This window comes from Brevibacillus schisleri, assembly GCF_055685845.1.
In genome coordinates this window covers 4,099,475-4,111,962 of sequence record NZ_JBVNDM010000001.1, presented here as the reverse complement: position 1 = coordinate 4,111,962, position 12,488 = coordinate 4,099,475, and the positions used below count along the sequence as shown (strand labels likewise).

Sequence of the window (12,488 nt, the reverse complement as noted above, 5' to 3'; positions counted from 1 at the left end):
GCAATAGGTATGGCAAATTGACGTTATTCGATCGAGTTTCGGGAATGTCCGGCCTGCTTGCTTTTTCGTGCAAACACGAGCAACAAGATGACACCGGCAGCAATTAAGCACAGGCTGACTAATTGTGCGACACGCAGGGTATCGGCTATCAACAAACTGTCTGTACGCATGCCCTCAATGAAGAAGCGTCCAATCGAATACAGGATCATGTAGCTAAACAAGACCTGTCCATCGAATTTTTTGAATCGGTACAGCATGAGCATGAGAATGGCGAAAACAACAAGGTTCCACATCGATTCATACAAGAATGTAGGGTGGTAATATTGTCCACCGATAAACATTTGTTCACGGATGAACGCAGGAAACTTTTCCATAAACTCAGCAGAGACGGGACCACCATGTGCTTCCTGGTTGATAAAGTTTCCCCACCGTCCGATGGCTTGACCCAAAATAACACTTGGCATAAAAATGTCAGCCAAACGAAGGAACGGTAGTTTATGTTTTCGAATATACCAGGCTCCTGCCAGAACACCACCGATTAAACCACCGTGAATAGCCAAGCCGCCTTGCCAAACTGCGAAGATGTCCAGTGGGTTGTCTTTGTACTGCTGCCATTCAAACGTAACATAATACAATCTTGCACAAACGATGGCTGCTGGAATGATCAGAACCACCATGTTCAAGACGTGATCGGGATCAATGCCAGAACGTTTGGAATTGTAGCGAGCGAGATAAGTACCCAAGAAAAACGCCAGCCCCATTATAATGCCATACCAGTGAATCTTTAAGGGGCCGATTGCAATTGCGATCGGATCAATCATGAATGTGCCTCCTTGCCTCAAAACATCTGTGCCAAGTATAGCACAAATAGGCAGCATGATTCCAACTAACGGCTTACTGAGACTGCAAAAAGCCGAGGATGGCATCAAGAGAGGCCCGTTTTGTCGGGGCAGATATGGAGGAGAATAAATCTCCGAATGTTTCCAGACGTTTGGGTACCGTATAAACGGTGAAATCTGTGGGATGACAATGGGGAACTTCTTCCCACAGGAGTGGCGTTGATACGGTTGCCTGTTCTTTTGCACGGGTTGAATAAGGGGCTGGTAATGTCTTTCCGCGCCAGTGTTGCAAATAGTCAATGTACAGCTTATCACCCCGATTCTTCACTAAGCGCTCGATGGTTAAAAGGGAGGGATGCTTGCTGACTAAATAGGATGCGATGAAATGGCCGACTTGGCGCGTCTGTTCAAACGTATAGCCCAGCTCGATCGGAACATAGATTTGCAAGCCGCTGGAACCAGATGTCTTGACCCATGAAGGCAGCTGTAATTCATCGAGCAGTTGTTTCAATAAGAGGGCAGACTCTATCACAACAGCAAAGTCATCTGTGGAAGGGTCGAGGTCAAACACGAGCTCTGTCGGAGTCTCATCCTTGGCGAGGTGAAAGGAGACGTGCCACTCCAATGCTGCTTGATTCGCCATCCATACGAGTGTCGCTCGGTCATTGCACAGTACGTAACGTACGTTTTCCCACATATGTGTTTGTATCCAGTCGGGTGCATAGTCCGGGGCGTTCTTTTGATAGAAGTGCTTGTCACCGATTCCGTGAGGGTAGCGAATGACCGTTAAGAGCCGATCCTTGCTATACCGGAGTAGTGGGGCTGCAACAATCAGCAAATAGCGCAAGTAATCTAGCTTGGTTACCTTGGCCTCTGGCCAAAGAGGCTTGTCAGGGTTTGTGATGGACAATGTGTGATTGTCGATCGTCAGCTCGTACTCTTTTGTTGCAGGACGCAATGACATGTTCACCTTCTTTTGAAACGGTATAGGTGTTCCTACTATCTCCCATCCACGATTCACTATGTCATGGGAATACCTCTTTGCATATATTTCCTGCCAATCAACCATAATACGGGTAGCTTTCCAATGGTTGGTGATGAAAATGAAATTCAAGAAGAAAGATAAAATGAAGGAACTGATTGAGACGATGAATGCCTGCAGCTTGATTGAGCTGGAGGGTATACCGATTTCTCCCAAATTGGAAGAGAACATTGAGCTGTTGAAAAAAATGTTCGCTGATTGCTCCGATTTTGTCATACGAGATTTCTGCCAAAAAAACAGTGTCCGTGCGATTGCTGTCTTCGTCGATGGGCTCATTGATACCAAAGAGGTCAATTCTGCACTGAAATCGTTAATGGTGCTTGAAGATGGCGATAAAGATATAAAAGTGATAGAAGAGTCACGTTTGCCTGTTTCCCAGATGGGAAGAGTAGACGATTATAAAAAGCTGCTACAGGCTGTGCTTTCAGGTGATACAGGCATTCTTGTAGAGGGAAATACAGAAGCGCTTACACTCGGCATTCGTGGAGCAGAAAAACGCTCGGTTAATGAACCAGAAGGAGAAGCCGTCGTACGGGGGCCGCGTGAGGGTTTTATCGAAAATATTCGCACGAACACGTCGATGCTGCGGCGAAAATTGCGAACACCTCGATTGAAAATGAAGTCCTTGGTAGTTGGACGTGAGACAAACACCAATCTGGTGGTTGCCTTTCTGGATGGGATAGCTGATCCAGAGATCGTACAGGAGGTCAGTGGTCGAATCAGTAAGATCAATTTAGATGCTGTGCTGGAAAGCGGATATATCGAAGAGATGATCCAGGATAACACATACTCGCCTTTCCCTCAGGTTATGTATACGGAGCGCCCGGACACGGTTGCTGCGGCATTGCTGGAGGGGCGTGTCGCGATATTTGTGGATGGGACACCGATGGTTTTAATCGTGCCGGTAACGTTTTGGATGATGATGCAGGCAAGCGAGGATTACTACGAGCGATTTCAAATGGCTACCCTTGTGCGACTGCTGCGTTATGTTTTTCTCATTATCTCGCTCGTTACCCCGGCTTTATATGTGGCCATTACGACCTATCACCAGCAGATGCTACCAACCACGCTTCTTTTAAGTATTGCGGCGGCACGCGAGTCTATTCCTTTTCCGGCTATTGTAGAGGCTTTAATCATGGAAATTTCTTTTGAGGCCTTGCGTGAAGCTGGGATTCGTCTCCCGAAAACGGTCGGGCAAGCCGTCAGTATTTTAGGTGCGCTGGTCGTTGGTCAGGCAGCCGTGCAAGCAGGGATTGTTTCTGCCCCCATGGTTATCGTCGTATCGCTCACAGGGATAGCCTCATTTACCGTCCCGCATTTTAATGCAGCGATTTCATTGCGAATGCTGCGCTTTCCGATCATGATAGCCGCTTCAATCCTCGGCATCTATGGGATGCTGGTATTGTTATTGCTAATCCTCGGGCATATGGCCAACCTGCGCTCTTTTGGTGTCCCTTATTTATCGCCGTTAGGACCGATGTCGATCGGCGATCTCAAAGATGTACTGATGAGAGCCCCATGGTCGATGATGGAAAAACGCCCGAGCTTTTTGGGCGTACAAAATGCAAGGCGTATGAATGATGAGTTTGCTAATTCTATTCAGCAAAGAGGAGGGCAATCAGGGGTGACAGGCAACCGTCATCCAAACGAGGAGGGGGAATCGTGAAGACTGTAACCCGCATGTTGGTTGTGGCGGTCTGTATGTTCTTGGTATCTGGCTGTTGGGATCGGCGTGAAGTCAATGATATGGCTATCGTCATTGCAATGGCGATGGATAAGGAAGGTGACGGCAGGTATCGGTTATCTATTCAGGTTCCGCTGGTCAGCAGCCTTGGTGCACAGTCAGGAGGTGGTGGGGGGACGAGTGGTGATAAGAGTTATTACGTAGATTCCGCTGTAGGCAGGACAATTCGGGAAGCGAATGGATTTATCCAATCAAGAATGTCTCGGCAAATTTACTACTCCCATCACAGGATGATCGTTATAGGCGAAGAACTGGCGAAGGACGGAATGTCGGATGTGCTGGATATTGTCACACGTTTTCCCGAAAACCGATTGACAGCTTATATTGTCATGACGAAAGGCAAAGGAATTGAATTATTAACCGCACAGCCGCAATTTGAACGTTTTTCAGGTGAAGCGATGCGTGAGCTGGTAAAGATGGGGGGCATTTCGGTAACGTTGAAGGATGTGGCCCAAATGCTCAGTACTCCAGGGCTTGATGCCATTTTACCCGTTCTAGCAGCAGTGGATTCCCATCCGAAAGGGAAGTCAAAAGAAGTCGAGACGACGGGGGTAGGTCTGTTTCGGAGCGACAAGCTCGTTGCCATCATTAAGCCGAGAGAACTGCTTGGTTTGCGCTTGTTCCAACGCGATTTTACACCGTTTTCGTTTATCCTTCCCCTTAACAAGAAAGAACGGCTTACGATTAGTCTTTCGAAAGGAAGGGCGAAAATCAAGCCCGAGATCAGGAAAGGCCGCATTCATTACAAAATTGACCTCTATGCTTCTGCCGTAGTGGTGGAAAATATGTCAAACCTCGATCTCGAGAAAGAGAAAAATATCAGAATGCTGCAAGCGAAGCTTGACGAACAAATCAATAGCGGTGTGAAACACATAATGCAAACGATCCAACATTATCGATCAGACTTCATTGGGTTAGGAATTACATTATCAAGGAATTATCCGCAAGAGTGGCAAGAGCGATATCGGAACAGGTGGAATGAAGTGCTTCCGAAAATCACTTATGAAATCCGAACAAAAGTGAACATGGCCAATATCGGACAGACAACGAAAAATATTACCCAAGGTGAAGATAATCATGAATAGAATATTTCTGGTCTTTTTTGTCCTCATGCTGATTCTTTCCTTTGGAGAATTCATCCTGAAGCGAAAAGGCATGGATGGAAGACAGCAGGGAGTCATTGTTATTTTCTACACCCTAACCATTGTTTGTCTGATCGCCTTGCAATTCCAGTATTATCAAGTGCTCCCCACGAGTCGTATCATGAACTTGTTCTCTCCCTATGTGAAGCGATGGGTGGAACAGTTTATATAAGGAGGCCCAAGTATGATTCACAAGCAAGTTGTCAACCATCGACAAATTGCCTGGCTGGTCGGTAGTGTCTTGATGACAGGAATGATGATCAGTTTATTGCGATCTATTGTGCAGGTAGCAAGGATGGATGCTTGGTTCTCACAAATTTTACCTATTTTCTATGCATTTTTGATCGCTTACGTTTTGAGTGGACTGGTTGAGGCGTATCCGGGGAAAAACATCTTTGAAATTTTGTTTATTATTGGTGGAAAGTGGATTGGTGGAACGATTAATCTGCTCATTTTGTTTTATATTTGGATCATCTTGGCGCTCGATATCAAAGTGGCTGCTGATTTTTTACATATCTCGTTATTGCCAACCACACCAATGGAGATCATTCTACTCGTCTTCGTGCTGCTGTTAATGTACTATGGCAAAACAAGTCTTGAGGTGGCGGCACGGGTAAATGAGTTTTACTTTCCACTCTTTTTCATCATGTGGATATCGCTATATTTCCTGCTGATGAATGAATACAATGTAGAGCGTTTGGAGCCAATCCTGACGAGTAGCTTGGGCCGGATCGTAATCAGTAATTTGTTTCCGTTGGGTGTGTATGGGGATATTTTTTTGTTTGGGGCATTCTTACATGCCATTGTAGAGCCACGACTATTTCATGCTGCGATGAAGCACGGGATCATCATCGTTGGCTTTATGACGACAATTTTGTTGCTCGTCTTGCTTGGAGTGTTGGGCTTCATTATCGTTGGTCGACTGAATTTCCCCATCCATATTCTGGTCCAGCAAATCCACGTTACAGATTTTTTGGACAGGGTCGAGATAATCCTGTTTAGCGTGTGGTTCCCTGCTTTTACAACCAAGGTCACGGTCACTTACCTGGCATTTTTAGTGGGGGTTGGATCGTTTGGGGGACAGCGGCATTATAATACATTCAATGCTCCATGCGGATGGTTTATGGCTGTATCGTCCATACTCGGGTTTCCAAATGTCGTACAAAATGATCAGTTTATTAGTTATAGCTTGCCGATGATCGTGCTCGGCTTCCAATTGCCGTTGGCGCTCTTTTTGCTTATTCATGTGAGAAGAAAGAATAAAGGAAGAGAACAAAGCCTCATTCCCGAAGGAACGAAGCTTTATCGATTTTACCGGTCGATGGTGTGGGGCACGACAGTCTGTTTGATTGGTTGCGTGATAGTCATTTTGATTGGTGACTTTTTAAAAGATAAATCAGCGATAGGTGGGATTGTGACAGCTCTCGTGTACATTGCCCTCTTACTGACAGCGCTGTTTACGAGCTACGGGGAAATGCAGGCTCTTAATCATGGCAAGCAAAGGCTGGGAAAAGCAAAACAGGCAGGAACGTTTCGACAATAAGGTCGAAAGCCAAGGGATTCTCTACGCCAAAACACACTGGTGGGAACGTATTGGCTGCGCGAGGTAGCTTATTAGCAAAAGGCATCTTCTGTTGGACAAAGGGCTGGATATTCTCTCCGTGAAAGCGCGCCAGCCTTCATACACCTTTACATTCAATATTTTTCTGTCTTTCATACATCTAAAAATCTCAATACACGTCCATTAACGTATTCTGGTTGTTCCATCGACAAAACGTGGCCAGCATTTTTTACGATTTCCGCTTCTATACCGGGAACAAAACTCGAAGCACGATGTAAGGCCGATTGTGGGTCATAAATGACTTCGTGCTCGCTAAGCAATAAGAGAATCGGAACTTTTACTGATTTTAATTCGTCGTCAGTGAAAACATACGGGAATCCATCAGCTTTAGGTTTTGGATTTCGTAATTCATCCTCCCACATAACTCCAGCATGAAACTGCTTTGCAAAATTTGGGTGTAACACGTAACGATCACCCATCATCCACTTTAAGAAATTCTCAACGCCGTTAGGCAGAGCAAGGCCAAGTGCATATTTGTAGAAATCTGGATGAAATGATACGAATGTTTCCGCAGGACTAAGTAAAACTGCCTTTTCCACTCTCTCGACTGCATGTAAAACAAAATTCATAACATGAAGCCCACCAAGCGAAAGTCCAACCATATTTGCCTTTTTGATACCCAGATTGTCAAACACATCGAGAAGCCATTCGGCGTAACCCGCTCTCGTACCGTTTAAATCCTCAGGAACACTTTTGTTCTTATCGCCCATGATATCAATGGCATATGTCCGGTATTTGCGGCTCCAATCAGCCATATTTGGATACCACATGGTGGAACTAAACAAGGCTCCGTGTAGCAATACGAGTGGTGGTGCATCCTTTGGTCCACTTGCAATAATATGCGTTTGTCCGAACCGGGTAGATACATAAAATGCTTCGTAGGGAACTGGCCAAAGAGTAAGGCTTTCTTCATAGGTTTGATAATAGTGAATGCCACTGTCATTTGGTGATGAAATGAACGATTCATGGTTAGACATACAAGTAACAGGTTGATTTCTTTGGTGATTCTTTGGGGAAAACAACAACATTTAAGGGCATCCCAACGAAGAGGCAACGATTCCTTTGGAAATAGAAACTTTTAATTGTAGCTACTTTTCAAGAATGAAACTGGGTATATCGTGGAAACTCCAGATACTACAGCGACTAATCCACCCGGTGTTTTTTCATATGGGGATGTTCAAGACCTTTATTTTCAGGTCCAAGGGTGCCGCTTATTTTTTTGAAAACGTTAATTTCTGAAATCGAATTTGGTATGAAGAACAACAAATACTCCCATAAAGAGGAGTATAAGAGCAATACTACACTTCCCTTTTCAGAGGTGAATAATGAATCCAATTATACCGATGGAGCCAATTAGCTGTGAGGTAATACCCCAAGGGGACGACTGGATCGCACAAATTAAATGGGATGGAGTTCGAATCCTAACTTACTTTGATGGTCAGGAAACTCGTTTATACAATCGGAGAATAAATGAGCGGACTCACCAATACCCAGAGTTAGCTGAGATACAGACATATTGCAATGCTCGCTCGGTGATCTTAGATGGATTATAAGTTGTCATAATGTGCTTTATTATGGGCTAATTACCTGTAGATAATGAGTTTACAGAAGTACAAAAAGGATAAACAAGGGATTTGGAAACTAAAAAAGCCGGTTTCACACTTATTGGGGTGCCGCCAACAAATGTTCGTAGAAAATAAAGTATTTCTGTAATTCTTTATTACAATTTTGAAGAACTACATGTTAATCGCGTAGGTGTTTAGAAATCTAATTAAAAAATTTAAAAAGGTATTCAGGAGAAATTTCCTGAATATGTGTTTGGCAAAATAAAAGTACACACTTTGGCAACCGAAAAGTGCAGACCATTTCCGAACATGAAAAAAGCCTTGCCAGCTAACTAAACAACCCCCTACTCTTCTATTTGCGGAACAGATAGGAGAGGGATGAAAGGAATGCTGGCAATGGCTCAACAATACTATATCAAATACTTGCGGGACGTAAAAGATCAATCGATCTCCCAGATAGCAGAACAAACTGGTGTTAACTGGAGAACAGCAAAGAAATATGCAGATTGTTCGGACTGGAACAAAGAAGAGTGTCCTCTTCGAGGAAAATTCCCTATTATGGAAGCTTATCGTGAGCAAGTGGATACTTGGCTTATGGAAGATCAAACCCGCCCCAAAAAGCAGAGGCACACGGCAAAACGTATCTATGATCGCCTTGTTTCCGAATTTGGCTTTGCAGGATCAGATCGTACCGTACGGTACTATGTTGCCAAGCGGAAGTTAGAACTGCAAATCGAAAAATCGGAACCTTATATTCGTTTAAAACATCCAGGTGGAGAAGCTCAGGCGGACTTTGGAACATTTCAAGCAATTATTGGCGGTGAACTGGTAGAGCGGAAAATGTTGATCCTCTCCTACCCTTACAGCAACGCGGCATTTGTTTTTGTTACTCCGAAGGAGAACACCGAGTGTTTCTTGGAAGGGTTACGGCGGTTATTTGAGATGAGCGGCGGAGTGCCTAATCGAATCTGGTTTGACAATCTTTCAGCGGCAGTTGTATCTGTAGGAACCGATGGAAAGAGAAAGCTTACAGACGAATTTCAACGATTTGCTCTTCACTATCGCTTCCAGCCTGTATTTTGTAATCCAGCTCAGGGAAACGAAAAAGGACATGTTGAGAATAAAGTTGGTTATGCACGAAGAAATTGGTGTGTTCCATTACCTGTAGCCAATGATTTGGAACAACTACAGTATGTTATCAATCAGCAAGCCTTTGAGGATTTGAAAAGACTCCATTATGCGAAGGGAGTCTTACAGCAAGAGCTTTGGGAGCGAGAGAAAATCAAGCTTTTGGAACTTCCTCTCGTACCTTACGAGGCTTTCCGTTTAGAATCCGTAAAAGCCAATGGATACGGTGAAGTTCTCGTTGATCAAAAAACGTTAAAGGTTCCATCTATCCGTTCTCACGAACGAGTATGGCTGAAGTATTGGTGGAACAAAGTAGACGTACTAAATGACAGCTATGAAGTCCTCATTTCACTACCAAGGGGATATATAGACGAGCCGATCCCAATTGATCTGCAAACGCTGTTGGAGCCACTTTATAATAGGCCGAAGGCTCTCGATTACAGTTCTGTCCTTGCTTTGCTTCCCAGCCAAACAAAAGCTTTTCTTCAATCTGTGGAAGGAAAAAGTCGCAAAGCAAGAATCGGCTGGATCATTCGAATGCTAAGAACATACCAAATTGAGGAGATCGAAAGATGCCTTACGCAAGAAAAGCAGGATGATGTGAGTCGATTGGAGCATGTTCTGTACCGTTTACGTCATCCAGAGATAATCCCAACACCTATGAAAGACAATCGAACACCGTCTGTTTTCGTTGGGTATCAGCCAGATCTTTCGAGATATGATCAACTTCAACGGACGGAGGTACGAAAATGAGAGAAGAATTACGTCAACTATGCAAGCAGATGAGATTAGCACATGTCATGAATATCTATGATCAAGTACCGTTTGAACACCCAACTCAGTTTCTTCATGCGGTTCTATCAGCGGAACGAAGTTCCCGTGAGCAGGGAAAAATCCGACGATTGTTACAGAAAGCAAGATTTACGCAAATAAAGACTTTTGAAGGGTACTCTTTCGAGTCGGTTTCGCTACCTGAGAGTGTAACGATTGAGGAATTGAAGAGAGGCTCGTTTGTAGAACGAAAGGAAAATGTTATTTTGCTGGGTGCCGTAGGCACAGGAAAGACGCATCTGGCCACGGCAATTGGTGTAGAGGCGTGTAAACAGGGGAAAAATGTGAGGTTTTATCGGGTTGCAGAGTTGGTTTCCATTTTGCAAACCAAGTTTCATGCTGGCAATCTACCGAGATTTCAGAAGGAATTAATGGATGCTGATTTACTAATCTTAGATGAGTTAGGATTTGTTCCGTTTCACAAGGATGGTGCTGACCTACTTTTCCATCTAATCTCAGAATGTTATGAGCGAATCAGTGTCATTGTTACCTCGAATTTGGAATTCAGCCAATGGAATACGGTTTTCGGAGATAACCGTTTAACCGCTGCCTTGATTGACCGTCTTGTGCATCATGCTCACATCGTAGCTTTCACAGGAGAGAGTTATCGCCTTCGGCATGCTCTTTCCCACCGTTAATAATAAAAATTTAGCCTGGCAAGGCTATGCACAAAATGGCTGCCGAACTCTGCACTTTTTACTTGCCAAATACACTGAATACCCTTTTTATTCAACTATCGATACCCGTTTGCTTAATACAGCATAAAGCCCTCAATCAACTAGATCTTCTGTCTGGATTCTCTTTCCTGAAGCTCGTACATCGCCACTTTATAGCTGATTACTTCTAGGTGCTTTAAGTATTCGCTTATTTTATTCTGCAATTCCAATTTATGCTGCATCATGATTTCCTTTCTTTGCAGGAAAGTATCGTCTCCTAATTTATAAAGTTTGATATATTGTTTAATTATGGATATGGGCATTCCTGTTAACCGCAGAGAGCGGATAAAACTGATCCATTTTATATTATCATCGTTATAAATTCTACGACCACCAGAATCACGCGAAATATTATTCAACAGCCCTTCTGCTTCATAAAAACGAAGTGTATTTGCAGAGACGCTTAAACTGTCCATGACATACTTCATTGTGTATGACATCCCATTTCCCCCGATCAACTTATAGTAACTATAACTTCAATCATATCATAACGCGCAAAAAACTCGCCATTTACGTTTAATTTCTTATCCTAAATTTAAACTTGACTTATCCCAACGATAACAAAATACAATTTTACTTAGAGGAAGTCGTTCGCAACTTGATAATGATGACGACTCTGAAAACGAGGTCATGAATCCTTCTGCAGGCAATAACGATATAAATAGGGAGGTAACAATGGAGAATACATACTATGCGATTGGTGAAAATCTTCTAAATGAATTTTACAAAGATGGGATTGAAGGTGTTATCGATGGGTTAAATAAAATAGCACCTCACATCGGAAGATACATCATTGAAGGTTACGGACAGTATTTCAGTAATTCGATTTTGAATCACCAACAAAGGGAAATGGTGACACTCGCGACACTTATTTCTTTAGGTGATTGCGCCGCTCAGTTGAAGTGGCACATCAACTTTAGTCTTAACATTGGAATAACACCAAATCAAATTATTGAAATCATGACCCACTGCATCCCTTTTAGCGGGTTTCCCAGGTCATTAAACGCTGTGAATGTTGCCAAGCAAGTGTTTGCTGAGCATGGGTTAGTGGTTGAAGTCATCGATGAACTTAAAAATGAGTCTGCAAAATTTGAAAAAGGTATGGCTAAGTTAGAAGAAATTGAAGGGGAACACGGGCGTGCAGTTTTAGCAACTTTAGAAAGCATAGCACCTAAACTGGGAGAAAATATTGTAACTTTAACTTTTGGAGAAATATACAGTCGCACCGCCTTAACTCTCAAGCAACGGCAACTGGTCACCATAGGTTCATTAACTGCACAAGGAAATTGTGACCCTCAACTTAACGTACACATCCATACAGCCTTTAACGTTGGGTTGACTGACGAAGAAATTATCGAGGCGATACTTCAAAGCGCTTTATATGTTGGGTTCCCTAAAGCTTTAAACGCTATCAACCTACTGAAAAAAATTAAAACATCTTGAAATTTTTACTCGTGGTCACATATACCATTGCGACCACTTCAATCATCTTTTCAAGAAAAGTGGTGCCTGAAGCTTACTGTGTTAAACTGCCAGTTAGTTCAATGGCTGGGTCTAGTATTCTACTTGATTTATTCAGACTTGTACTCCAGTTTCGCGAATGATAAATTTACAATAAGTATCAGCTATACTTAAAGTATTCGGGCGCCATTATGAGTAACCAAAGCCCAATTTCTCGCTTACAAGACCGAGGAATTGGGCTTTTTTATATTTGGGGTAGTACCAGCGTAGCTGACACCACCCGCAAAGTAACATGTAAAACACGCGAAGTTCCATTTACTAAAAAGAAGTCGGAACTTAAAAAATTGAAGGGAATACTTCTGAAGTGGTGGCAATGATCAGGGAGGGCACTAGTGCTTT

The 12,488-nt window shown here is 43.4% G+C and carries 11 protein-coding genes and 1 pseudogene; 8 read left to right on the top strand and 4 right to left on the bottom strand.

Annotation, left to right across the window (positions count from 1 at the left end):
- Nucleotides 1-23 precede the first annotated feature (23 nt).
- Nucleotides 24-821 carry a prolipoprotein diacylglyceryl transferase gene (gene lgt, locus ACUUHJ_RS19305; RefSeq protein ID WP_472299650.1) on the bottom strand — a complete coding sequence of 266 codons (798 nt, stop codon included), beginning with the start codon at nucleotides 819-821 and terminating at the stop codon, nucleotides 24-26.
- A gap of 73 nt (nucleotides 822-894) precedes the next feature.
- Nucleotides 895-1,797 (bottom strand): non-homologous end-joining DNA ligase, encoded by a 903-nt coding sequence (ligD, locus tag ACUUHJ_RS19300; protein ID WP_289678117.1) that lies wholly within the window; start codon nucleotides 1,795-1,797, stop codon nucleotides 895-897.
- 169 nt (nucleotides 1,798-1,966) lie between these two features.
- On the opposite strand from ligD, the gene ACUUHJ_RS19295 reads away from it, so the two are divergent.
- Genes ACUUHJ_RS19295 through ACUUHJ_RS19280 form a run of 4 tightly spaced genes read left to right on the top strand, consistent with a single transcriptional unit; the run spans nucleotide 1,967 to nucleotide 6,310 of the window.
- The gene (locus tag ACUUHJ_RS19295) at nucleotides 1,967-3,547 is read left to right on the top strand and encodes a spore germination protein (protein WP_436406329.1); all 1,581 of its coding nucleotides are present in this window, start codon (nucleotides 1,967-1,969) and stop codon (nucleotides 3,545-3,547) included.
- Nucleotides 3,544-4,710 (top strand): Ger(x)C family spore germination protein, encoded by a 1,167-nt coding sequence (locus ACUUHJ_RS19290; RefSeq protein ID WP_173604764.1) that lies wholly within the window; start codon nucleotides 3,544-3,546, stop codon nucleotides 4,708-4,710. The genes ACUUHJ_RS19295 and ACUUHJ_RS19290 overlap by 4 nt, the downstream gene beginning before the upstream one ends.
- Nucleotides 4,703-4,939 (top strand): hypothetical protein, encoded by a 237-nt coding sequence (locus ACUUHJ_RS19285; protein WP_289673512.1) that lies wholly within the window; start codon nucleotides 4,703-4,705, stop codon nucleotides 4,937-4,939. Before ACUUHJ_RS19290 ends, ACUUHJ_RS19285 begins: the two co-directional genes overlap by 8 nt.
- Before the next feature lie 12 nt (nucleotides 4,940-4,951).
- Nucleotides 4,952-6,310 (top strand): GerAB/ArcD/ProY family transporter, encoded by a 1,359-nt coding sequence (locus ACUUHJ_RS19280; RefSeq protein ID WP_472299649.1) that lies wholly within the window; start codon nucleotides 4,952-4,954, stop codon nucleotides 6,308-6,310.
- A gap of 170 nt (nucleotides 6,311-6,480) precedes the next feature.
- Here the strand turns inward: ACUUHJ_RS19280 and ACUUHJ_RS19275 are convergent, their stop codons facing one another.
- A complete protein-coding gene (locus tag ACUUHJ_RS19275) occupies nucleotides 6,481-7,365 on the bottom strand; it encodes an alpha/beta fold hydrolase (protein ID WP_472301220.1) in 885 nt (294 codons plus the stop codon).
- Between the two features lie 348 nt (nucleotides 7,366-7,713).
- Here ACUUHJ_RS19275 and ACUUHJ_RS19270 point away from each other — a divergent pair.
- From ACUUHJ_RS19270 to istB, 3 genes and pseudogenes are all read left to right on the top strand, one after another.
- Nucleotides 7,714-7,935 (top strand): annotated as a pseudogene (locus ACUUHJ_RS19270) (ATP-dependent DNA ligase); the annotation flags it as partial.
- Nucleotides 7,936-8,331: 396 nt separating this feature from the next.
- Complete coding sequence (istA, locus tag ACUUHJ_RS19265; protein ID WP_472298126.1) at nucleotides 8,332-9,834, top strand: IS21 family transposase; 1,503 nt, start codon at nucleotides 8,332-8,334, stop codon at nucleotides 9,832-9,834.
- Complete coding sequence (istB, locus tag ACUUHJ_RS19260; RefSeq protein WP_092272886.1) at nucleotides 9,831-10,550, top strand: IS21-like element helper ATPase IstB; 720 nt, start codon at nucleotides 9,831-9,833, stop codon at nucleotides 10,548-10,550. The genes istA and istB overlap by 4 nt, the downstream gene beginning before the upstream one ends.
- A gap of 140 nt (nucleotides 10,551-10,690) precedes the next feature.
- Here the strand turns inward: istB and ACUUHJ_RS19255 are convergent, their stop codons facing one another.
- Nucleotides 10,691-11,056, bottom strand: a complete 366-nt coding sequence (locus ACUUHJ_RS19255; protein WP_472299648.1) for a MerR family transcriptional regulator — start codon at nucleotides 11,054-11,056, stop codon at nucleotides 10,691-10,693.
- 247 nt (nucleotides 11,057-11,303) lie between these two features.
- Here ACUUHJ_RS19255 and ACUUHJ_RS19250 point away from each other — a divergent pair, with 247 nt between their 5' ends.
- Nucleotides 11,304-12,071 (top strand): carboxymuconolactone decarboxylase family protein, encoded by a 768-nt coding sequence (locus ACUUHJ_RS19250; RefSeq protein ID WP_472299647.1) that lies wholly within the window; start codon nucleotides 11,304-11,306, stop codon nucleotides 12,069-12,071.
- The last annotated feature ends 417 nt before the right edge of the window (nucleotides 12,072-12,488 follow it).

What these genes read in the sequence shown, in the direction of transcription:
- ACUUHJ_RS19255 (WP_472299648.1), bottom strand. Translation starts at nt 11,056, where the DNA reads ATGAAGTATGTCATGGACAGTTTAAGCGTCTCTGCAAATACACTTCGT.
- ACUUHJ_RS19250 (WP_472299647.1), top strand. Translation starts at nt 11,304, where the DNA reads ATGGAGAATACATACTATGCGATTGGTGAAAATCTTCTAAATGAATTT.
- ACUUHJ_RS19285 (WP_289673512.1), top strand. Translation starts at nt 4,703, where the DNA reads ATGAATAGAATATTTCTGGTCTTTTTTGTCCTCATGCTGATTCTTTCC.
- lgt (WP_472299650.1), bottom strand. Translation starts at nt 821, where the DNA reads ATGATTGATCCGATCGCAATTGCAATCGGCCCCTTAAAGATTCACTGG.
- ACUUHJ_RS19295 (WP_436406329.1), top strand. Translation starts at nt 1,967, where the DNA reads ATGAAGGAACTGATTGAGACGATGAATGCCTGCAGCTTGATTGAGCTG.
- ACUUHJ_RS19280 (WP_472299649.1), top strand. Translation starts at nt 4,952, where the DNA reads ATGATTCACAAGCAAGTTGTCAACCATCGACAAATTGCCTGGCTGGTC.
- istB (WP_092272886.1), top strand. Translation starts at nt 9,831, where the DNA reads ATGAGAGAAGAATTACGTCAACTATGCAAGCAGATGAGATTAGCACAT.
- istA (WP_472298126.1), top strand. Translation starts at nt 8,332, where the DNA reads ATGAAAGGAATGCTGGCAATGGCTCAACAATACTATATCAAATACTTG.
- ACUUHJ_RS19275 (WP_472301220.1), bottom strand. Translation starts at nt 7,365, where the DNA reads ATGTCTAACCATGAATCGTTCATTTCATCACCAAATGACAGTGGCATT.